Genomic DNA, 21,065 nt, shown 5'->3' with positions numbered 1-21,065 from the left:
TATGGACCTATGCAGAAACATTCCTCAGCTCTCACCTCGTTCGTGCTGGTTCCCGGGTATTGGCTTGGCGGCTGGGCCTGGGATGCCGTCGCCAGCGAGCTACGGTGCCTCGGGCATCACGTCACCACCGTCACTCTTCCCGGCCTCGACCCGCTCGATCGGCAGCGCACCACCCGCACCCTCGATGATCAGGCCGCAGCGCTACTCACGGCAGTCAACGCCGCTGACGCACACGGCACCGAAGTGACGCTCGTGGTGCACAGCGGTGCGGGCGCCCCGGCTTCGCTGCTACTCGACCGGCATCCCGCTGCGGTCGCACGCATCATCTACGTCGACAGCGGGCCTGTGGCCGACGGCTCTGCCTTTGATGGTTCGCTGGACCCCGAGCTGCACGAGGTAGCGCTGCCGCCATTCGATGAGCTCGCCGCAAGTCTCGACGGGCTCAGCGAAGCAGACCTCGAGACATTCAGGCAGCGAGCGGTCCCCCAGCCGGCAGGCATCATGCGCGAATCAGTGTCCCTACATAATCCGCTGCGTCGGCACGTGCCCTCCACGATCATCGCCTGTTCGTTTCCGGCCCAGGTACTCGAACAGATGACGAGGGAGGGGCACCCAATGATGGCCGAGACCGCGACGCTCACTCGTCTCAACTATGTGGATCTCCCTACCGGGCACTGGCCGATGTGGAGCAGGCCCGTGGATCTCGCCGCTACTCTCGCCAAGACCGCCGCTCGCGCCGAGGGTGCTGAGGGCGCCACGGCCGCCGGGGCATGAATCGTACCCAGGTTCCACGGCCCGGTACCGCAGCACGATCCGGATCCTTCCCAATGCGAGCATGCTGGAGAGCATGAACCAGAACACACATCTTCGTTTGGCCGCATCTGTCGTGACCGGTGGCCTCGCTCTGCTGGCGCTGACCGGGTGCGCCTTTATTGAAGATATTCAGAAGACCAGCGCCGATGCCTGGGCGGTGACCTACGAGGTCAGCACCGACACTGAGGCAGCAACTCCGCTGCAGCAGGTGACCTATCTCGATCAAGAAACCCGCGCGGTCGAGGTCGCGCCCGTCACCCTCGACGAGGCCCTGGCGCAGCCGACAGCGGCCGAAGACACCGCCAGCTGGCAGACCGACACGCTTGCGCTCACCGGGGCAAAGGTTTCTGTCAGTGCGACTCCCCCGGCCACGGTCACGGCGCACTGCCGCATTCTGCTCGATGGCGAGCGTGAGATCGCCGCCGAGACGGGAGGCCCCGGCGAAGAGGTGACCTGCGAGGCTGTCACGCCGCCGTTTGATAAATAGCCCCGCTGTCACAATTTATGACTATACTCATAAATGAGTACAGTCGCGGCTTGCTGCGAGTCATTTACCGCAGAGGAACCATCATGCGCGCATTCACCATCGACGCCTACAAGGGTGATCTCCACGAGACTGAGGTCGCCGAGCCCACGGTCGGCGACCTCGATGTGCTCGTCGAGGTGGCTGCCGCGGGGCTCAACCAGCTCGATAACAAGATTCAGTCGGGTGAATTCAAGGCCATCCTCCCCTACGCGCTCCCCCTCACACTGGGCCACGATCTCGCGGGCACCGTGCTGCGCGTCGGCGCTGGGGTCACCGAATTTGCCCCGGGAGACGAGGTGTACGGGCGCCCGCGCGACCACCGCATCGGCACATTTGCCGAACGCATCGCCGTCGATGCCGCAGACCTCGCCCCCAAGCCCGCATCGATCAGCACGATCGAGGCAGCCGCCCTGCCGCTCGTCACGCTGACCGCGTGGCAGGCCCTCGTCGAAATCGGCAAGGTGCAGCCCGGCCAGCGCGTGCTCATTCACGCGGGGGCCGGCGGAGTTGGGTCAGTCGCGATTCAGCTCGCCAAGGTGCTGGGTGCCACCGTCGCCACGACGGCGAGCGCCGCCAACGCCGATTTCGTGCGCAGCCTGGGCGCTGACATCGTGATCGATTACCGCGCACAGGATTTCGAGCAGGAGCTTTCGGAGTACGATTTCGTGCTCGACAGCTTGGGTGGCAAGAACCTCGAGAAGTCGCTGCGCGTGTTGCGGCCGGGCGGCATCGCGGTGGGCATTTCGGGCCCGCCAACGCCCGCATTTGCCCGGGCGCAGGGTTTGGGCGCGCCGGTGCGCCTCATTCTGGGGGCGATGAGTCGTGGTGTGCGTGCGCAGGCGAAGAAGCTCGGCGTCACCTACGAGTTTTTGTTTATGCGCGCGAGCGGTGAGCAGCTGCGTGAAATCACGGCGCTCGTGGAGGCGGGCAAGCTGCGCCCCATTGTGGAGCGCACCGCACCGTTTGCTGATACCCCGCAGGCGTTGGCTGAGCTTGCCGCGGGTGGGTTTCGCGGCAAGTCGGTGATCACGCTGCGGTAGCGGCCCGCACGAGGGCGACGTCGGTGTTCTCAACGACGTCGCCGTGCTCGTCAATGAGTACGGCGCGCACCCGCGCGGCCCGGCTGCGGGTGCGGGGCAGCACCGATCCGGGCTGTTCGACCGGTACGTTCGCTTCGCCCCACTGCTGCATGGCCACGAGCACGACCTTGAGGCCTTCGCCCTCGGCCGTGAGCTCGTAGGCCTCGCGTGCGCGGTGCCCGGGCGCTTGGTACGGGACGCGTTCGAAGACGCCCTGCTCAACGAGGGCAGCTAGCCGGGCGGTGAGCACGTCGCTCGCGATGCCCAGTGACTCACGAAACTCGGCGAAGGTGCGTCGCCCGAGCAGCGCCTCGCGCACCAGCAGAAAGCTCCAGGCGTCGGTCAACACACCCAGCGACCGCACAATGCCGCAGCGGTTTTCGAGGGCTTCGGCCAGAAACGGTGATTTGCGCGGCATGGCTTTAGTTACTCTCGCTCGCGAGCTGCAGCTCGCCCCTGCCAAAGGAGAAGTTCTCTTTGGGCACCGGCATGAGGGCGATGAACACGTCATCGGGTTCAATACCTAAGGCGTCAGCTGCATTACGGCAGATCACGGCGACCAGCTTTCTCTTGTCGGCGAGCGGGCGCTCTGCGGTGAACAGCACGGTGATGATGATCGCGCGCTCGCTGCGCTGCATCCCCATATACCCCGGATCGAGAAAGAGTTCGTCGGGCCCGTGTGTGGTGAGCGCGACAAACTGGTCGGCCGCGGGAATACCGAGGGCCTCGTGCAAGGCTTCGGGCAGCGCCCGCGCGAGCGCCCGTTTGCGCTCCCCCGAGAATTGCTGCTCGGGCAGATGTACTTGAAATACCGGCATCGTCGCGGGTTCCTTTCACACGCTTGCCGCACGCACTATGCGCAAGCTCACACAACCCAGCTGGGTTGCTTAAACAAACTTAGCATCGGTAGTGTGGACTCACCATGGGTAATCTGGCCCCTGCACCGTCTGGTCATCTGCATCTAAGGAACTCGATTGACATCGTCGTCAGACACTTCCGCTCTCGGTTCGCGCACACTGCAGTACCACCGCCCCGAGGTTGATAAAGCGAAGCTGTTCGAGAAAACCGGTATCGATCAGCTGCGCTCGCTGCTCTCGGGCGATACCCCGCCCCCGCCGATGAGTCGTCACATCGACATGGATTTCGTTTCGGTCGCCGTGGGTGATGTCGTGATGACGGCCCACCCCGATGAGTCGCACTACAACCTCATCGGTTCGGTGCACGGTGGCTTCTTCGCTACCCTGCTCGATTCGGCCTGTGGCTGCGCGGTGCACAGCACCCTGCCCGCGGGCGTCGGGTTCACCACGCTCGAGCTCAAGGTCTCGTTTCTGCGCCCGATCACCGCCGATACCGGCGTCGTGACCGCGCACGGCTGGGTCACGAAACCGGGCAGAAACGCGGCATTTGCCGAGGCCGATATTCGCGATAGCTCGGGGCGCGTGCTCGCAACCGCCACGAGCACCTGCCTCGTCATTCCCGCAGCGCCCACCCCGTGAACCAGGTAACGCCGGGCACGCAGCCCGGCCGGTGGCGCCTCGGCCGGCGCGGCAGCTTCTGGGCCGCCGCCCTGGTGCTCGCGCTCGTGCTGTGGTCATCTGGTGCGCCCAGCGTGCTGTACCCGATCTATGCCGAGCAGTGGGCACTCACTCCGCTCACCGTCACCACGGTGTTTGCCACCTATCAGCTGGCACTACTGCTGGTGCTGCCGCTCATCGGCAACCTCTCCGATCAGATTGGCCGACGCCGCGTCATGATCTGGGGCGTCGCCCTCATCGCGGCCTCGGCGGTGCTGTTTGCCATCGCCCCCAACGTCTCGTTCCTGTTCATTGGCCGGGCGCTGCAGGGTGCCGGGGCGGGCCTCGCCATGGGCGCGGCCACGGCTTCCCTGCTCGAGAACAACCCCCGCATCAATCCCCGCTTCGCAAGCTCGATGGCCACGGTCGCCACCGCGACGGGCCTCACCATCGCCCTCGCGCTCAGCGGCCTCCTCGCCGAGGTCACCCCGCTCCCGCTGCTGTGGAGCTACGTGGTGCTGCTCGGGCTCTCCCTCGCCTCAATCACGACGCTCGCACTCACCCGCGACGATCGCCCCGCGCACGCCAGCCGCTGGCGCCCCCAATCCCCCAGCGTGCCGGCGGGCATCAGGCTCCCCTTCGTGGTCGCCACCTTCTCGGTGTCGCTCGCCTACTGCGTGGGCGCGATTTTCCTTTCACTCGGCGCGCACATGATCACCCAGTTCGCGCGCACCGACAACAGCGCCGTCGTGGGCGCACTCCTCGCCCTATCTGCGGCGGCGATCGGCGTCACCGCGCTGTTCTTAGCGCGCGTCTCACCCCGGGTGTGCGTGTGGCTCGGCGGCCTCTTGACTCTGCTGAGCCTGGGGCTGATGTGGGCAGCAAGCAGCGCCGGATCAGCGCCCCTCTTCATCCTCTGGTGCCTAGTCGGCGGCACCGCGTATTCCTTCGCGTTCACCGGCGGCCTCGGGCTCATCAATCGGGTCGCCCCCATACACCATCGCGGGTCAACACTGTCGCTGCTCTACCTCGTGGCGTACGCGTTGCAGGCCGTCACCGCGATCGGGGTCGGTGCCATCGCCACCTCCGGAAGCCTCGGGTTGGCGGTGATGGTCGCAGCTCTTGCGATCTCGGCGCTGTGCCTCACGCTACTCGCGCTGCTGTGGGCGACAAAAAATAGCGCAAAATAGGCCGCTTTCGCTGGCAGAATTTCTGGGCACCCGCGGCACTGTTGCGTCAGCTGAAACTCCCGGGATCCGGCCCCGGCGCGTCGCCAATGAGGCCGTGGCCCCCAGCATGATCAGCCCTACCGCGCTTTTTCGACAGTTGTTAGGCTCGAATGGTTACGAGCCGCCGGGGTGACTCGCTGGCACTTCCGTCTCCAACGAAGGAACGAAGCTATTGTCTGTCGCAGCTGAACCGACCCCCAAAGACGCAGAACCCGACATAGGAGCTTTATCCCTGAAATCGCCGGCGCCACGGTGGCCGGTGCTCATTGGCTCGGCAGCCGTGATTCTCGCCATTGCGCTGTGGGCCATTTTGGCCCGCGACCAAGCCGACAGCGTCATCAACACGTTGGTGGCGTGGACCGCTGAAAACTTCGGCTGGTACTACGTACTGACCGCAGGCCTCGTGCTCATCTTCGTGATCGGCCTCGCCTTCTCACCCGCCGGCCGCACGAAACTCGGCCCAGATCATGCCAAGCCGCAGTTCAGCATGTTCACCTGGGCATCCATGCTGTTTGCCGCGGGCATCGGCATCGACCTCATGTTTTTCTCCGTGTCAGAGCCGGTGGCACAGTACGTTGGGCCGCCCTCGGGGGACGGCGGCACCATCGAAGCGGCCCGGCAAGCGATTGTGTGGACCTTCTTCCACTACGGCCCCGTCGGCTGGGCGATGTATGCACTCATGGGCGGCGCGTTCGCCTACTTCGCGTACCGCCGCAACCTGCCGCTGAACATTCGCTCGCTGCTCACCCCGCTGTTTGGCAAGCGCGTCGAGGGCTGGGGCGGCCACACCATCGACATCCTCGCGGTGCTCGGCACCGTGTTTGGCATCGCGACCACGCTCGGCATCGGCGTGGTGCAGCTGAGCTACGGCATGCACGTGCTCTTTGGCACCCCCGACGGGGTGGCCGCGCAGATCTCGCTCATCGTGCTCGCCGTTGTAATGGCCACCCTCTCGACCGTCTCGGGCGTCGAGAAGGGAATTCGCCGGCTCTCAGAGGCGAATGTGATTCTCGCGATCGCCCTGCTCGTCTGGATTCTGATCACCGGCGAAACCAGGCGACTGCTCGAGGGCCTCGTGATGAACGTCGGCGATTTTATGACCGGGTTCTCGGGCATGCTCTTCGACACGTTCGCGTGGGAGCGCCCCGACGACTGGATGCAGGGCTGGACCTTATTCTTCTGGGCGTGGTGGATCGCCTGGGCCCCCTTCGTGGGGCTCTTCCTCGCCCGCATCTCGCGCGGCCGCAGCCTGCGCCAGTTCATTTTTGGCGTGCTGGTCATCCCATTTGGATTCATCGCCATCTTCATCTCGATCTTCGGCAACTCAGCCCTCGAGATTGTGCTCGGCGGCAACGCCGCGTTCGCCGACACCGCAATGAATCTGCCCGAGCGCGCCTTCTTTGACCTGCTGCAGCAGTATCCCGCCGCCCCCGTGGTGATCGCGGTCGCGCTGCTCACGGGGCTGCTGTTCTATGTCACCTCGGCCGACTCGGGCGCGCTCGTGCTCTCAAACCTCACCTCGCACGTCGTCGACCCGAAGCAAGACGGCAGCAAGCCGCTGCGCATCTTCTGGTCGATCACCACGGGCCTGTTGACGCTGGGCATGCTGCTCGTGGGCGGTGTCTCGACACTGCAGCAGGCCACCCTGATCATCGGGCTACCGGTGTCGGTGTTGCTCTACCTCGTGATGATTTCGCTCTTCAGGGCGTTGCGCACCGAGGCCCAGCACATCGAGGGCTACGAGGCCACGAAGCCGCTGCGGTATGCCCCCGCCGAAACCAGTTGGCGCAGGCGGCTGCGGCGCTCCACCACTTTCCCGCACCAGGCGCAGGTGATGCGGTACATCGATTCGGTCACCGAACCCGCGCTCATGGATGTCACCGATGAGCTGCGTAAATCGGGAGTCGAGGTGGAGTGTGAGCGCCTCGACGTCGAGGGCCTCGGCGTGCAGGCGCTGCACGTCACCGCACGCTTCCCTGACCAGCAAGACTTCACCTACCAGATCTACCCGGTGGCACACGAGCTGCCCAACTTTGCGTACCGCAGCGTGGGCACCTCTGAGTATTACTTCAGGCTTGAAGTGTTTACGGCCACTGGTTCACACGGCTACGACGTGTACGGCTTCGATAGCGACCAGATCATCTCTGATGTGCTCGGCCACTATGAATCCCACCTCGAATATCTGCGCATCTCTTCGGGTGGCACCGACGCGTCGGTGGGTGAGAACGAATACGTCGTCACCGACTGGAGCGACGATTTTGAGCCGCCCACGTCGCCCATCACGCTCCCCTAACAATCTTCATCATTCCCATTTGCAAAGCAGGAGAACATTATGACCGCAACACTGTTCATTGACGGAGCCTGGTGCTCGGCCACGGCCGGCGGCACGAGGCAAATCCACTGCCCCGCAGACGGCACGTTTGTCGCCGAGGTTGACGAGGCCGGCCCCGAAGACACGATCGCGGCAATTCGCGCGGCGCGCACCTCATTCGACGCGGGCGTGTGGGCACAGAGCCCAGCTTCTGCGCGCGGCGACTTTTTGCTGAAGGTGGCCGCTGGGCTGCGCGAACGCAAAGAAGAGTTTGCCCGTGCTGAGGCCCTCGACACCGGCAAGCGCATGGTCGAGGCCCGCCTCGATATGGATGACATTGCCGCCTGCTTCGACTACTTTGGCAAGCTTGCCGGGCAGCACACCGGTCGCATCGTTGACGCGGGCGACCCCAACATCAACAGTCGCATCGAGGTCGAACCCATCGGCGTCTGCGCGCTGATCACCCCCTGGAACTACCCGCTGCTGCAGGCCGCCTGGAAGATCGCTCCGGCGCTTGCCGCGGGCTGCTCGTTCGTGCTGAAGCCCGCCGAGCTCACCCCGCACACCGCAATCTTGATGATCAAGCTGCTCGACGACCTCGGGCTGCCCGCGGGCGTCGCGAACCTCGTACTCGGTGCCGGCGCAACGGCGGGCGGACCGCTGTCCACGCACGAAGACGTTGACCTCGTCTCGTTCACCGGCGGCCTCGAAACGGGCCGGCTGCTCGCCGCGAACGCTGCGGGCACCGTGAAGAAGATCGCCCTCGAGCTGGGTGGCAAGAACCCCAACATCGTGTTTGCCGACGCCGATTTCGATGCGGCGCTCGACAACGCGCTGAACGCGGCATTCGTGCACTCGGGTCAGGTGTGCTCGGCCGGCACCCGCCTGATTCTCGAGGAGAGCATCGCCGAGCGCTTCACTGAAGAGTTCGTGCGCCGCGCTGAGGGCATCAGGCTTGGCGGCCCGTTCGACGACACCGCCGAAACCGGCACGCTGATCTCGGCGGCCCACCGCGACAAGGTGCACGCCTACGTTGAGGCCGGCATCGCCGAGGGCGCGCGCCTGCGCACCGGCGGCACATTCGGCGAGGGCGACCTGGCTGGCGGCTACTACTACCTCCCCACCGTGCTCGACCGGGTCGTGCGCGGCATGAGCGTGGTGCGCGACGAGGCATTCGGCCCCGTCGTCACCATCGAAACGTTCACCACCGAGGACGAAGCGATCGCAATCGCCAACGACACCATTTACGGTCTCGCGGGCGCCGTCTGGTCGAGCGAAGCCGGCCGCGGCGAGCGCATCGCCAAGCGGCTGCGTCACGGCACCATTTGGATCAACGATTTCCACCCCTACCTGCCGCAGGCGGAGTGGGGCGGTTTCAAGCAGTCGGGCTTTGGGCGTGAGCTCGGCCCGACCGGTCTTGCCGAGTACCAAGAGATGAAGCACGTTTATCACAACCTCACACCGGCCGTCACCGGCTGGTTCCCCGAGCACTAGAAAGGTGAATCAGTTGCACACTACACACTCCTTTGATTACGTCGTCGTGGGCGGCGGCTCGGCTGGCGCTGCCGTCGCGGCACGCCTGAGCGAAGACCCCAGCGTGACGGTCGGCCTCCTTGAGGCTGGCCCGCACGACGCCGACGAGCAGGTCGTTTTGCAGCTTGACCGCTGGATGGAGCTGCTCGAATCGGGGTTCGATTGGGACTACCCGATTGAGCCGCAGCAGACCGGCAACTCGTTTATGCGTCACTCACGCGCCAAGGTGCTGGGCGGCTGCTCGTCACACAACTCGTGCATCGCGTTTTGGACGCCGCGTGAGGATCTCGACGAGTGGGCCGAGAAGTTCGGCGCCACCGGGTGGAGCGCGAACGAGACGTTCCCGCTCATCACAAAGCTCGAAACCAACGAAGATGACGGCCCACTGCACGGCAAGAGTGGCCCCGTCAACCTGATGAACGTACCGCAGAAAGACGCGTGCGGTGTGGCGCTGCTCGATGCGTGCGAGCAGGCCGGTATCCCCCGCGCCCAGTTCAACACCGGCGAAACCGTGATCAACGGCGCCAACTTCTTCCAGGTGAACCGGCTGCCCAACGGCACTCGAGGTTCGTCGTCGGTGTCGTATTTGCACCCGATCCGGGATCGCGAGAATTTGACGGTCTTGACCGGGGTGCACGTTAAGCAGCTCGAGTTCGATAGTGAGAATCGCTGCACCGGCGCGCTGATGCTCGATAACGCGTTTGGGCGGGCTTCGCGGGTGACCGCGGCCCGCGAGGTGATCGTGTCTGCCGGGGCGATTAATACTCCGCAGCTGCTGATGCTCTCGGGCATTGGGCCGCGCGAGCACCTCGAAGAGGTCGGCATTGAGGTGCGGGTCGATAGCCCGGGCGTCGGCTCGAATCTGCAGGATCACCCCGAGGGCGTCGTGCAGTGGGAAGCGAAGCAGCAGATGCCGCGCGATTCGACGCAGTGGTGGGAGATTGGGGTGTTTGCCCCGACCGAGGAGGGCCTTGATCGCCCCGATCTCATGATGCACTACGGTTCGGTGCCGTTCGATATGCACACGTATCGCGCCGGCTACCCCACCGCCGATGAGATGATCTGCCTCACTCCCAATGTCACGCACGCCAGGTCGCGCGGCACGGTGCGGCTGCGGTCGATCGATTTTCGCGACAAGCCCCTCGTTGATCCGAAGTACTTCTCTGACCCCGAGGGTCACGATCTGCGAGTCATGCTCGCCGGTATCCGCAAGGCCCGCGAGATCATGTCGCAGCCCGCGATGGCCGAGTGGGCGGGGCGCGAGCTCGCTCCCGGTGTCGAGGCGACGACCGATGAGCAGCTCACCGAGTACATCTACCAAACGCACAACACGGTCTACCACCCGGTGGGCACGGTGCGCATGGGGCCGGTCGACGATGAGATGTCGCCGCTTGATCCGCAGCTGCGGGTGAAGGGTGTCTCGGGGCTGCGCGTCGTCGATGCGTCGGCCATGCCTGAGATCGTCACGGTGAACCCCAACATCACGGTCATGATGATGGGCGAGAAGTGCGCTGAGATGATTCGCTCGGGCAACTAGCTCGGTGCGATTGCTGGGGAGCCGGGTGCGTGTGTGCGCCCGGCTCCCCAGTGTCTTTTGCGCGGCTGCCGTGCGGCTCGCGCTATTACACCCCGTCTGCGCGGGTGTGCGCGGGAACGATTTAGTATTGGCTTATGGATCTGTATCAGCTGCGGGTGCTGCGTGAACTTGGTGACCACGGCAGCGTCGCGGCCACCGCGCGCAGCCTGGGCATCACCTCGTCATCGGTGTCGCAAACGATCGCCACGCTACAGCGCACCTTCACCGCCCCGCTCACTCAGAAGCGCGGTAGATCGGTCGAGCTCACCGAGGCTGGCCGGTCGCTCGCCGTCGCCGCGATCGGGGTGGCCGAAGCGATGGCGCGCGCCGAATCAGCGGTTGATGAGTTCATCGGTGGCGTGAACCGTACCGTGCGGGTGAGCGCGTTTCACAGCGCTGCAATTGCGTTCTTTCCGCTGCTGGCGGCGCGACCCCCATCAGCTACGTTCCCCGGGGTGGAGTGCGTCGACGAAGACGTCGATCGTGACTCATTTCCGACCCTCACCGCGCGCTATGACCTTGTCATCGGCGGCCGTATGAGCCACACTCCCCCGTGGGATCAGCAGCGCCTCACCGTGATTCCGCTGTTGCAAGAGCCCATGGACATCGCCATGCATGAAAGCCACCCGCTCGCGGGCAAAACGCAGCTGCATCCCGCGGATCTGTTGGGCACGAGCTGGATCTCCACGCACGCAGGCTTTTCACCCGCCGATCTTTTGCAGAGCATCTCAGCGGCCGCCGGCGAACCGATGCGCGTCGCCCACCGTATCAATGACTTTGGCGCGGCCTCAGCCATGGTGGCGGCAAGCTCACACCTCACCATTGTTCCCCGTCATACCGTTCGCCCATCTCTCCATGAGCACGTCGTGCTGCGCCCCATTGTGGGCGTGGCCAGTACGCGGCACATCGACATATTGATGCGGCCAGAACGAGTGCACCACCGAGCGGTCGCCCACGTCGTTGCGGCGCTGCACGACATCGTTCAGGCTCAGTATGCGCCGCTCAGCGATCGTGAAGCGGGCACTACACCCACGAGGTAGCAACTGCGGCTTGTTCTGCTGCACGAACACTTCTACCATCAGCTAAGGTCGCTCAGGCATTTGCCCGGGCGCACTGCGGCAGCAGCCCGCCCACGCAAAGGAACTTGAATCTCCCATGACGCACCCGACGCCCAAGCCGAAGTTCAGCTCGACCTTTATTTTCGAGGTCGGCGCCCTTGACGATGACTTTCACCGCATCGACAGTGAAATTGCCGAGCGGGCACGCCTCATCGATGGGTTCTTGGGTGAAGAGGCGTGGCACAACGAAGAAACCGGGCTGCACGCCGAGGTCTACTACTGGTCAAGTATGGAGCCGTTGCGCGAGCTGATCAGCATGGACACACACCAGCTCGCAAAGAGCCGGTATGGCGAGTGGCTGGGCGAGTACCGCGTCGTCATTTCTGAGGTCCAGGCCGTGTACGGCAACCCCGCGCTCGGTCTCGAGCATTCCCCCACACCTGTGGGGTGACCCACCGGATGATGCGCTGGGTGAATTCCCTCGCATTCTCCCCGCCCGTGCGGCCCAGATTCTAACCTGAAAGTATTCGGGGCAGACGTACTTCACCGAAGCGCCCCGGCTCACTGAAATCACGGATGGAACGGGGAACACGCATGCATTACAGCAGTGGCAACTACGAGGCATTTGCCAGGCCGCGTAAACCCGCAGGCGTCGATGACAAGACAGCCTGGCTCGTTGGCGGCGGGCTCGGCGGCATGGCCGCCGCCATCTTCATGGTGCGCGATGGCCAGATGGCTGGCGACAAGATCACCATCCTCGAAGAGCTCAACCTCCCCGGCGGCGCGCTCGATGGCATCAAGTACCCCGAGAAGGGGTTCGTGATTCGTGGCGGGCGCGAGCTCGAAGACCACATGGAGTGCCTGTGGGATGTGATGCGGTCTATTCCGTCACTCGAGGTCGAGGGCGCCAGCATGCTCGACGAGTTCTACTGGCTCAATAAAGACGACCCCAACTCATCAAAGCGTCGCGTCACCGAGAAGCAGGGCCAAGACGCCGGCACCAACTTCAAGTTTGGCCTGAGCGCGAAGGCGCAGAAGGAAGTCGTCTCCATCTTCCTCGCGACGCGCGAGTCGATGGAGAACAAGCGCATCGACGAGGTGTTCAGCAAGGAATTCCTCGCCTCGAACTTCTGGCTCTACTGGCGCACCATGTTTGCGTTCGAAGAGTGGCACTCGGCGCTCGAAATGAAGCTCTACCTGCACCGCTTCGTGCACCAGCTGGGCGGCTTCCCCGATATGACGTCGCTGAAGTTCACCAAGTACAACCAGTACGAGTCATTCGTGCTGCCGATGTACACCTGGCTGCTTGATCACGGCGTCAAGTTCCAGTTCGGCACCACCGTCACCGATGTGCAGTTCGACATTAGCGACGGCGTCAAGAAGGCCACCCGCATCGATTGGGTGCGCGACGGTGAAGCCGGCGGCGTTGATCTCACCGACAACGACATCGCGCTCATCACGATTGGGTCGCTCACCGAAAACTCCAACAACGGTGACCACCACACCCCGGCAGAGCTGAAAACCGGCCCCGCCCCCGCGTGGGATCTGTGGAAGAGCATCGCCAAGAAGTCCCCCGATTTTGGTCGCCCCGAGGTGTTCTGCAGCGACATCCCCAAGACCAAGTGGGAGTCAGCCACCGTCACCACGGTCGATGACCGCATTCCCGCTTACATCGAGAAGATCTCCGAGCGCGATCCGTTCTCGGGCAAGGTCGTCACCGGCGGCATCGTGACGGCGCGCGACTCACCCTGGCTGATGAGCTGGACGGTGAACCGCCAGCCGCACTTCAAGGCGCAGAAGCCCACCGAGCTCGTGGTGTGGGTCTACGGCCTCTTTGTGGAGGAGCCCGGTGCCTACGTCAAGAAGGCGCTGCAGGACTGCACCGGCGAAGAGATCACGCAGGAGTGGCTCTACCAGATCGGCGTGCCCGTCGAAGATATCCCCGAGCTCGCCGCCACCGGCGCGAAGACCGTGCCCAGCATGATGCCGTACGTGACTTCGTTCTTTATGCCGCGACAGGCGGGCGATCGCCCGGCCGTGGTGCCAGAGGGCAGCGTGAACTTCGCCTTCATCGGCCAGTTCGCCGAAACCACGCGCGACTGCATCTTCACCACCGAGTACTCGGTGCGCACGGCCATGGAGGCCACGTACCAGCTACTCGGTGTGGAGCGCGGTGTTCCTGAGGTGTACAACTCGACCTACGATCTGCGCTTCTTGTTGCACGCCACCAAGATCCTCGCAGATGGCGCCGAGCTCAACCTGCCGGGTGGGCACTTTGCTCAGCGCCTCCTGGTGAACCAGTTCGACAAGACTGAAGTGGGTCAGCTGCTCACTGACTTTGGTCTGGTGCCCGCGCTCGGCAAGACCCAAGCGCACGACCGAAGTGACGACGCGATTGCTTAGCTGAAGCTGACCCGCGTCTCTTGCGCCTCACCAGGCCCGAGAGACGCGGGTCACATCGCAGGCCCTTCTTCACCGCCCCGCCGGCTCATTTTCGCCGGCGGGGCGGTTCGGCCGTCTTACTGCACCGCACTTTTTCCTCACTCTTCCCAGCCCTGGAGGGCCCTTGGACGCCAGAACCCGCATCGCCGCCCTAGTCGCCGCGCGCGACCCCGCTCACACCCGATTCTTGTTGGCACTCGCGGTGTCTGCGGGTGTGGGGGCGAGCGTGCTCACGGCGTCCTTGCTGTTGCGAGGGCATCCCGCTCAGACGAGTTTCTTGGCGGTGCCGCTGTTTCTCTCTGCAATTGCGGGCAGCATGGCCCAGGATCGCACCGCCATCGCCCGGTTCACCACCACCGTCCTCATGATTCCGAGCGTGGTGATCATCGTGCTGGTCGCTGTGACGCTGTCGCAATCGCGCATCGCCGTCACCATCGCGTTTATTCTCGTGGTGGGAGCTGCCGTGTGGGTGCGCCGCTTCGGCCCACGCGCGGGCGCCATCGGATCACTGTGCTTCATGGGGTTCTTCTTCACGCTCATCATGCAGGTGACAGCCAAAGATCTGCTGCTGTTCTGCACGATCTCAGCGATCGCCATTGCGGCTCAGGCGCTGATGCGCGCGATCTTGCTGCTGAAGCGGCCGCGTCGCGAACTCACGGTGCTGCTGCGAGAGCTGCGCGTCGCCTCGGCCAGCGCGATCCACGGCTCACGACACCCGCAGCGGGCCAAGAATCGGCGCGCGGAGCTCGCTCGCATTGATGAGGTGGCGCGGTCGATCTCAGCGTGGCAACAAAACGTGCGCACCGACCACGAAATTGGGTGCGACGAGCACACCCTCGACGCGCTCGTCTTGGAAGCGCGGGTGAGCACCGAAGAAGCCTGCGCCGCGATCGCGAGGGCCGGTCACGCAGCGCCGTCTGACTCCGCCGATGCGCACGGAGACCAAGGGCAGAACCAGGGGCAGCAACACCAGCATCACGCACTCCCGCACCTGCTTCCAGAGGTTAAACCACACTCAGACCCGCAGCAGTTACTGCGGCACGCCATCGGCTAGATCATGACGGTGCTTGACGACCACGCCTCTGACGCAGAGGTCGCGGCGGCGACATTGTGGGCCACCGAGACGCTTGCGGCGCCATCGGGTGCCGTGCCCGCTGATCTGCGTGTGCAGCAGCTCGCACGCGCGCTGCTGGCGCACGCCAAGCTGCGTGCGGTGCCGCTCACACCGCAGCACGCATCGCCCGCGGGCCAACCGTCCGCCCCCGAGCGCGCACAGGCAACGGCACTGTCAGGAACACCGGCAGGACCACCGGTACCGGCAGCAACACCCTCAGCAGCACCGTCAGCTGCGTCGGCCGTTGCAACCTCCGGGTCGCCGTCGCAGGCTCCCCCGCAGCAACCCACGCTTCCAGTCGCAAAGGTTCCCCGGCAGTGGGGATGGAGCCACTGGCGCCCCTCGACTCGCATGGCGGTGCAGGCGATCATTGCCGCCTCGATCGCGATGTTTATCGGCGAAGCTATCTCTTCGGCCCACTGGTACTGGGCCATCATCACCGTGTTCATTATTTTCTCGGGGGCCGCGACCCGCAGCAGCATTCTCACGAAGGCATTTCGCCGGGTAGCTGGCACCGCGATCGGCATTGTCGCCGGCTTCATCATCGTCACGCTCATTGGCGATCACACCCCCGTGATTGTGATCGCCTGCATTCTCGCGGTGTTCTGCATGCTCTACTTTGGGCCGCTCAACTACACCTATTCCCCGCTGTTCATTTCCATCATGCTCGTGTGCTTTTACCATCTGACGGGACTGCTTAATCACAGCATTATGGAGTTGCGCGTCGGCGAGACGCTGCTCGGAGCCGTCGTTGGGGTGCTGTGCGCCTACTTCATCATGACCACCAGTTCTCGACCCGCGCTAGTCGCCCAGGTTGACGCCTACTTTGATGCGCTCGATTATCTGTTGCGCACGGTCGCCGGGTCACTCACCTCGGCTTGCACCCGCGAAGAGGTGGCCAATAGCTTGCATCAGCTAGACACCGCCCAGGCCGCTGTTGACCGCTCGCTTTCGTCAATGTCGACCGCGTTCATCGTCGATTCACCCCGCGAGGAATCAGACGCCGTGCACCTCATGTACATTGCGACGCGGGCGTCAGCGCAACTCGCGCAGGCGGCGCAGGCTGGGCCAAACGCGACAAGCTCGCAGACGGAGCCCGGCACACAGCAGGTGCCCGGCGCACAGCAGATGCCCGGTGCTCGCGTCATCTCCGCAGCGATCACCGAGGTGCTGGTGTCATCTGAGGCCGCCCATCATGCGTTGAGTTTTCCCAATGAGCCGGAGGCCGTGACCGCTGAGCAGCAGCTTGACCGGCCCAATATTCTGTCGCACATCGATCAGCTGCCGGGCTCCGCTGATGACCCGGCCACCCATGCGCTGATGGCGCTTGCCCGGACGAACTGGGCGCTGCACCACATCACCGATCGAGACGCCACGCACGCCTAAGCCCGCAGCGGGAGCACCCCGGTCGCGTTCTCAGACTTCCATCGATAGAATTGCCGCGTTCAAACATTGCAACGTTGCAACATCATCGAGGATGACCCCATGACCACTCGCACCACGCCTGCCGCCGAGCCACCGGGCGCACCCCGCCCGCGGCGCGCAGGCACCTCCCCAGCCGGGCCAAACCCGAGCAGCCCCGGCGGCCCGAGCGGCCCCCGCGTTCCGCTGGGCCGCCGCACCTGGCTCGCCATCATTACCGTTGGGTTCGTGGGCCAGCTCGCCTGGACCATCGAGAACATGTACCTCAACGTGTTCGTCTACAACGCCATCACCACCGATCCCACCGTCATCGCGACGATGGTGGCCTGCAGCGCCGCAGCAGCCACACTCGCCACCATCGTGGTGGGCGCCTGGTCTGATCGCTTGGGCAAGCGCCGAGCGTTCATCTCGATCGGTTACATCGTGTGGGGTCTGTGCACCGCAGCCTTTGGGTTCTTGGGGCTCCCCGACAGCACCGTCAGCGCAGCCGCCCCCGTCGTACTCACAGCGATTATCGCCGTCATCGCGCTCGACTGCGTCATGAGCGTCTTCGGATCAGGCGCCAACGATGCCGCCTTTAACGCGTGGGTCACCGACTCCACCCACGTCACCAACCGCGGCCGGGTCGAGGGCTGGCTCGCCACCCTGCCATTGATGTCGATGCTGGTGGTCTTCGCGCTGCTTGATGGGCTCACTCGCGCAGGCGAGTGGACGCTATTCTTTGGCATCATCGGCGCCGTCACCACGCTCACCGGAATTGCGAGCTGGTTTCTCGTGCGCGACCGCGAAGTTCCGCCCACCCGCACGACGGTGTGGGCAGGCATCGTGCACTGGTTACGCCCCAGCACCATGCGCGCGCACCCCGCGCTGTATCTCACGCTGCTCACCTACGCGGTGCTCAGCATCAGCGTGCAAACATTCTTACCCTATGTAATTATTTACCTTCAGCACTATTTGCAGATCGAGGCCTACGCCATCGCGCTCGGCATCACCCTGCTGCTCGCCGCCGTGCTCAGCGTGATCGCCGGGCGCATCATGGATCGCGTCGGCAAGACCCGGTTCTTACTCCCCGCGGTGGCCGTGTTCGCGATGGGGCTAGTCGCAATGTTCTTTGCCCGCGATCTCATCGCGGTCATCGCCTCGGCCACCGTCATGATGGGCGGCATGATGGCTTCCCTCGCCACCGTCGCCGCGATGACCCGCGACCACACCCCCGCCGCCCACGCCGGCAGCATTCAGGGGGTGCGCATGATCCTCGTGGTCATGGTGCCGATGATCATCGGCCCGTTCATCGGCGCGGCAGCCATCACGGGCGCCAACAATACCTTCACCGAGCTCGGCGTCACAAAGTCAGTGCCGGGCCCCGAGATCTTCTTGGCCGCAGCCGCTGTGCTGTTGCTCGTTCCCATCACCGCATTTCTGCGCTCCCGAAAGGTTCGCTCATGACCAGTCCCGTCGCCTCCGCGTTTGGTTACGCCGCCGACATTCCGCTCGCCGAGTACCCGCGCCCGCAGCTCGCGCGCGACAGCTACCTCTGCTTGAACGGCCACTGGAACTATGCGTTCACGGCCGAGGCCCAGCCGCCGGCCGCGTGGGACGGCGAGATTTTGGTGCCCTACTCCCCTGAGGCGCAGCTGTCTGGGGTGGGCCGCCAGCTCGACCCCACCGAGTACCTCTGGTACGAACGCACGCTCAAACTCCCCGCTGGGTTTCGTAAGGAACGCCTGCTGCTGCACTTTGGGGCGGTTGACCAAGACTGCGTCGTGTACCTCGACGGTGTACAGGTGGGCGCGCACGAGGGCGGCTATCTTCCCTTCACAGTCGACCTTACGCACGCAATCGGCGACGATCGGGCCGCGCACACCCTGCGAGTGCGGGTGCGCGATGTCACCGACCAGAGCTACCGTTCGCGCGGCAAGCAGTCACTCAATCGCGGCGGCATTTGGTACACCCCGCAGTCGGGCATTTGGCAGACCGTGTGGCTCGAGTCGGTGGCCGAGGCCCACGTCGAACGCCTCCAGATTCGCCCCGTGCTCACCGACAACCCCGCCGAGAGTTTCGCCGAGATCACGGTGCACGCCCCGGCCGCCACCGTGCCCGTCGAGGTCATCATCAGTGAGAGCGGCGTCGAGGTAGCCCGCGCGCAAGGCCCCGCGGGTGAAACGCTGCGTCTCCCCATTCCCGAGGTGCGCCCGTGGAGCCCGGCAGACCCGTTCCTCTACGACGTCGAGGTGCGTCTGTGCGACGACGTCGTCACGAGCTACCTCGGCATGCGCTCGGTGGGTATCGCCCCCGATGCCCTCGGCAAGCCCCGCATGATGCTCAACGGCACCCCCTACTTTCACTGCGGAGTGCTCGACCAGGGCTACTGGCCCGACGGCCTCTACACCCCCGCCAACGACGCCGCGCTCGTGCGCGATATTCAGGCGATGAAAGACCTCGGGTTCACGATGCTGCGCAAGCACATCAAGATCGAGCCGCTGCGCTGGTACTACCACTGCGATCGCCTCGGCATGCTCGTGTGGCAAGACATGGTGAGCGGCGGCGAGCGCTATAAGCCGCTCGTGATCACGGCCCCGGTGCTCTCGCCGATTAAGTTCAACGACCGCCGGTATGGGCTGTTTGGGCGCGCAGATGCCGCGGGCCGCGCCGAGTTTCTGGCCGAGCTCGACGCGACGATCGAGCTGCTGCAGAACGCCCCGAGCGTTGTTACCTGGGTGCCGTTTAATGAGGCCTGGGGGCAGTTCGATGCCAATGAGGTGGCGCAGCGGGTGCGTCGCCTTGATCCGGATCGCATCATCGATCACGCCAGCGGCTGGCACGACCAGGGTGGCGGGCAGCTGCGCAGTTTGCACGTGTATTTCAGGCCGATTAAGCCGCGGCGCAACTGGGGCGCCGATGGTCGCGCCGTGGTCGTTTCTGAGTACGGCGGGTATGCGCTGCGGTTGCCCGGGCACGAGTTCAGTGAGCGCGAGTTTGGGTACCGCCGGTATGCGACCGGGGCCGAGCTCACGGCGGCCTATGCGGCGCTGCATCGCGAGCAGATTGCGCCCGCGATCGACGCGGGGCTGTCGGCGATGGTGTACACACAGCTCTCTGACGTTGAGGATGAGCTCAATGGCATTCTCACCTACGATCGCACGGTGACCAAGGTCGATGCCCGGGTGCTGCGCCAGGTGAATCAAGAGCTGCATGACCGGTTCGCGGCGGCTACGGCGGGCATGGAAACTGCGGTGGGCTCCGGATCAGCGGCCACCCTACCCCCGGTGTCGCCCGGTGCCGTGGCTCACCCGGGTCGCGCTGCCGCCGCGGGCGGGGCAGTAAACGGGGCGGCGAGCTAGTGGCGGGGGAAGCGCGCGCAGGCGCTCCCACGCTGAAGGATGTGGCCGCGCTCGCCGGGGTGTCGTATCGCACGGTGTCGAACGTCATCAACGGGCACCGCTACATCAGTGATGCCACCCGCGTGAGCGTGGAGGCCGCGATTGCCGAGCTCGGGTACCGCCCGCAGCAGGCCGCGCGGCAGTTGCGCAGTGGGCGCAGCATGCTGCTGACGCTGTCGGTGCCGTTCGTATCGCACCCCTATTTCGCGCAGCTCGCGCACGCAGTCGTCACCGAGGCCGAGCGCGTGGGGTACGACGTGGTGATCGATGAGACCCGGGGTCTCGTCGAGCGTGAGCTGCGGGTGGCCGGTGGGTTTCGCACGTTGCTCACCGACGGCATCATTTTCAGCCCCCTCTCAATCGACGTCGATCAGATCGTGGCGGCGCAGAGCGCGACCCCGCTCGTGTTGCTGGGTGAGCGGCCGCGCGATGCCCGCGTCGACAGCGTCGTGGTGAACAGTGTCACGTCGAGCGCCGCGGCCACCCGGCACCTGATCGATGCGGGGTGCCGGGCTCCCGGGTTTCTTGGGGCGGTGTCGCCCGGGGTGGTGGGCGCTCCCCCGGCCGATCTCAGACTGGGTGGCTATCAGCGGGCCCTCGATGAGGCCGGCTTCACTGTGCGGCCGGAGCACGTGATTGCGGTGTCGCAGTGGGACGTCACCGGGCCAGATGGGGTGTACACCCGGCAGGAGGGGTACGACCGCATGCGCGAGGTGCTCGCTTGCCCCGGCGGGCTGGCCGAGATGGATGGCCTCGTGTGCGCGAATGATCAGCTCGCGGTGGGCGCGCTGCGGGCGCTGCGGGAGGCCGGGCTGAACGTGCCGGGCGACATCTCGGTGATCGGGTGGGACGATATTCCTGAGGCGGGGTTCACGTCACCCCCGCTCACCACGATCGCCCCCGATGTGAACGCGATCGCGCGCCTCGCCATCGAGGTGCTGCTGCGCCGCATCGCTGACCGCGACGCGGCCCCCGCGCTGATGAGCGCACCATATCGGTTGGTGGAGCGGGAGTCGACGCGGGTGCCAGGGCACAGTGAGAACCAGCCGTCAGGTTAATGCCTGTGTT

General features: G+C 64.9%; 18 protein-coding genes. 16 read left to right on the top strand and 2 right to left on the bottom strand.

Annotation, left to right across the window (positions count from 1 at the left end; translation table 11 throughout):
* Nucleotides 1-9: 9 nt before the first annotated feature.
* The 3 genes from JOF28_RS00550 (at nucleotide 10) to JOF28_RS00540 (ending at nucleotide 2,379) form a co-directional block, all read left to right on the top strand.
* A complete protein-coding gene (locus tag JOF28_RS00550; protein WP_209703992.1) occupies nucleotides 10-774 on the top strand; it encodes an alpha/beta fold hydrolase in 765 nt (254 codons plus the stop codon).
* A gap of 73 nt (nucleotides 775-847) precedes the next feature.
* The gene (locus JOF28_RS00545) at nucleotides 848-1,300 is read left to right on the top strand and encodes a hypothetical protein (protein ID WP_209703991.1); all 453 of its coding nucleotides are present in this window, start codon (nucleotides 848-850) and stop codon (nucleotides 1,298-1,300) included.
* Between the two features lie 83 nt (nucleotides 1,301-1,383).
* The gene (locus JOF28_RS00540) at nucleotides 1,384-2,379 is read left to right on the top strand and encodes an NADP-dependent oxidoreductase (RefSeq protein ID WP_209703990.1); all 996 of its coding nucleotides are present in this window, start codon (nucleotides 1,384-1,386) and stop codon (nucleotides 2,377-2,379) included.
* Here the strand turns inward: JOF28_RS00540 and JOF28_RS00535 are convergent.
* Nucleotides 2,366-2,836: a winged helix-turn-helix transcriptional regulator gene (locus tag JOF28_RS00535; RefSeq protein WP_209703989.1), complete on the bottom strand. Its 471-nt coding sequence runs from the start codon at nucleotides 2,834-2,836 to the stop codon at nucleotides 2,366-2,368. The two genes, JOF28_RS00540 and JOF28_RS00535, sit on opposite strands and share 14 nt — an antisense overlap.
* Nucleotides 2,837-2,840: 4 nt before the next feature.
* Complete coding sequence (locus tag JOF28_RS00530) at nucleotides 2,841-3,236, bottom strand: tautomerase family protein (protein ID WP_209703988.1); 396 nt, start codon at nucleotides 3,234-3,236, stop codon at nucleotides 2,841-2,843.
* Nucleotides 3,237-3,392: 156 nt separating this feature from the next.
* Between JOF28_RS00530 and JOF28_RS00525 the strand changes: the two genes are divergently transcribed.
* From JOF28_RS00525 to JOF28_RS00465, 13 genes are all read left to right on the top strand, one after another.
* Nucleotides 3,393-3,914 carry a PaaI family thioesterase gene (locus tag JOF28_RS00525; protein ID WP_245189808.1) on the top strand — a complete coding sequence of 174 codons (522 nt, stop codon included), beginning with the start codon at nucleotides 3,393-3,395 and terminating at the stop codon, nucleotides 3,912-3,914.
* Nucleotides 3,911-5,122, top strand: a complete 1,212-nt coding sequence (locus JOF28_RS00520) for an MFS transporter (protein ID WP_209703987.1) — start codon at nucleotides 3,911-3,913, stop codon at nucleotides 5,120-5,122. Before JOF28_RS00525 ends, JOF28_RS00520 begins: the two co-directional genes overlap by 4 nt.
* A gap of 211 nt (nucleotides 5,123-5,333) precedes the next feature.
* The gene (gene betT, locus JOF28_RS00515) at nucleotides 5,334-7,454 is read left to right on the top strand and encodes a choline BCCT transporter BetT (RefSeq protein WP_245189807.1); all 2,121 of its coding nucleotides are present in this window, start codon (nucleotides 5,334-5,336) and stop codon (nucleotides 7,452-7,454) included.
* Nucleotides 7,455-7,493: 39 nt separating this feature from the next.
* The gene (locus JOF28_RS00510) at nucleotides 7,494-8,966 is read left to right on the top strand and encodes an aldehyde dehydrogenase family protein (protein ID WP_209703986.1); all 1,473 of its coding nucleotides are present in this window, start codon (nucleotides 7,494-7,496) and stop codon (nucleotides 8,964-8,966) included.
* Between the two features lie 13 nt (nucleotides 8,967-8,979).
* Complete coding sequence (locus JOF28_RS00505) at nucleotides 8,980-10,542, top strand: GMC family oxidoreductase (protein ID WP_209703985.1); 1,563 nt, start codon at nucleotides 8,980-8,982, stop codon at nucleotides 10,540-10,542.
* A 134-nt stretch (nucleotides 10,543-10,676) separates the two neighbouring features.
* Nucleotides 10,677-11,621 (top strand): LysR family transcriptional regulator, encoded by a 945-nt coding sequence (locus JOF28_RS00500; RefSeq protein ID WP_209703984.1) that lies wholly within the window; start codon nucleotides 10,677-10,679, stop codon nucleotides 11,619-11,621.
* Between the two features lie 115 nt (nucleotides 11,622-11,736).
* A complete protein-coding gene (locus tag JOF28_RS00495) occupies nucleotides 11,737-12,090 on the top strand; it encodes a hypothetical protein (RefSeq protein ID WP_209703983.1) in 354 nt (117 codons plus the stop codon).
* A gap of 143 nt (nucleotides 12,091-12,233) precedes the next feature.
* Complete coding sequence (locus JOF28_RS00490; protein ID WP_209703982.1) at nucleotides 12,234-14,042, top strand: oleate hydratase; 1,809 nt, start codon at nucleotides 12,234-12,236, stop codon at nucleotides 14,040-14,042.
* Between the two features lie 163 nt (nucleotides 14,043-14,205).
* Nucleotides 14,206-15,135 carry a hypothetical protein gene (locus JOF28_RS00485; RefSeq protein ID WP_209703981.1) on the top strand — a complete coding sequence of 310 codons (930 nt, stop codon included), beginning with the start codon at nucleotides 14,206-14,208 and terminating at the stop codon, nucleotides 15,133-15,135.
* A 3-nt stretch (nucleotides 15,136-15,138) separates the two neighbouring features.
* Nucleotides 15,139-16,581: an FUSC family protein gene (locus JOF28_RS00480; protein WP_209703980.1), complete on the top strand. Its 1,443-nt coding sequence runs from the start codon at nucleotides 15,139-15,141 to the stop codon at nucleotides 16,579-16,581.
* A 99-nt stretch (nucleotides 16,582-16,680) separates the two neighbouring features.
* Nucleotides 16,681-18,063 carry an MFS transporter gene (locus tag JOF28_RS00475; RefSeq protein ID WP_209703979.1) on the top strand — a complete coding sequence of 461 codons (1,383 nt, stop codon included), beginning with the start codon at nucleotides 16,681-16,683 and terminating at the stop codon, nucleotides 18,061-18,063.
* Nucleotides 18,060-19,958: a glycoside hydrolase family 2 protein gene (locus tag JOF28_RS00470; protein ID WP_209703978.1), complete on the top strand. Its 1,899-nt coding sequence runs from the start codon at nucleotides 18,060-18,062 to the stop codon at nucleotides 19,956-19,958. The genes JOF28_RS00475 and JOF28_RS00470 overlap by 4 nt, the downstream gene beginning before the upstream one ends.
* Nucleotides 19,958-21,055 (top strand): LacI family DNA-binding transcriptional regulator, encoded by a 1,098-nt coding sequence (locus tag JOF28_RS00465; protein ID WP_209703977.1) that lies wholly within the window; start codon nucleotides 19,958-19,960, stop codon nucleotides 21,053-21,055. The genes JOF28_RS00470 and JOF28_RS00465 overlap by 1 nt, the downstream gene beginning before the upstream one ends.
* Nucleotides 21,056-21,065: the final 10 nt, after the last annotated feature.

Source organism: Leucobacter exalbidus, from assembly GCF_017834145.1.
GTDB classification, from domain to species: domain Bacteria; phylum Actinomycetota; class Actinomycetes; order Actinomycetales; family Microbacteriaceae; genus Leucobacter; species Leucobacter exalbidus.
The sequence above is the reverse complement of the archived record's forward strand: the minus strand, read 5'-3'. Positions and strand labels throughout refer to the sequence as shown.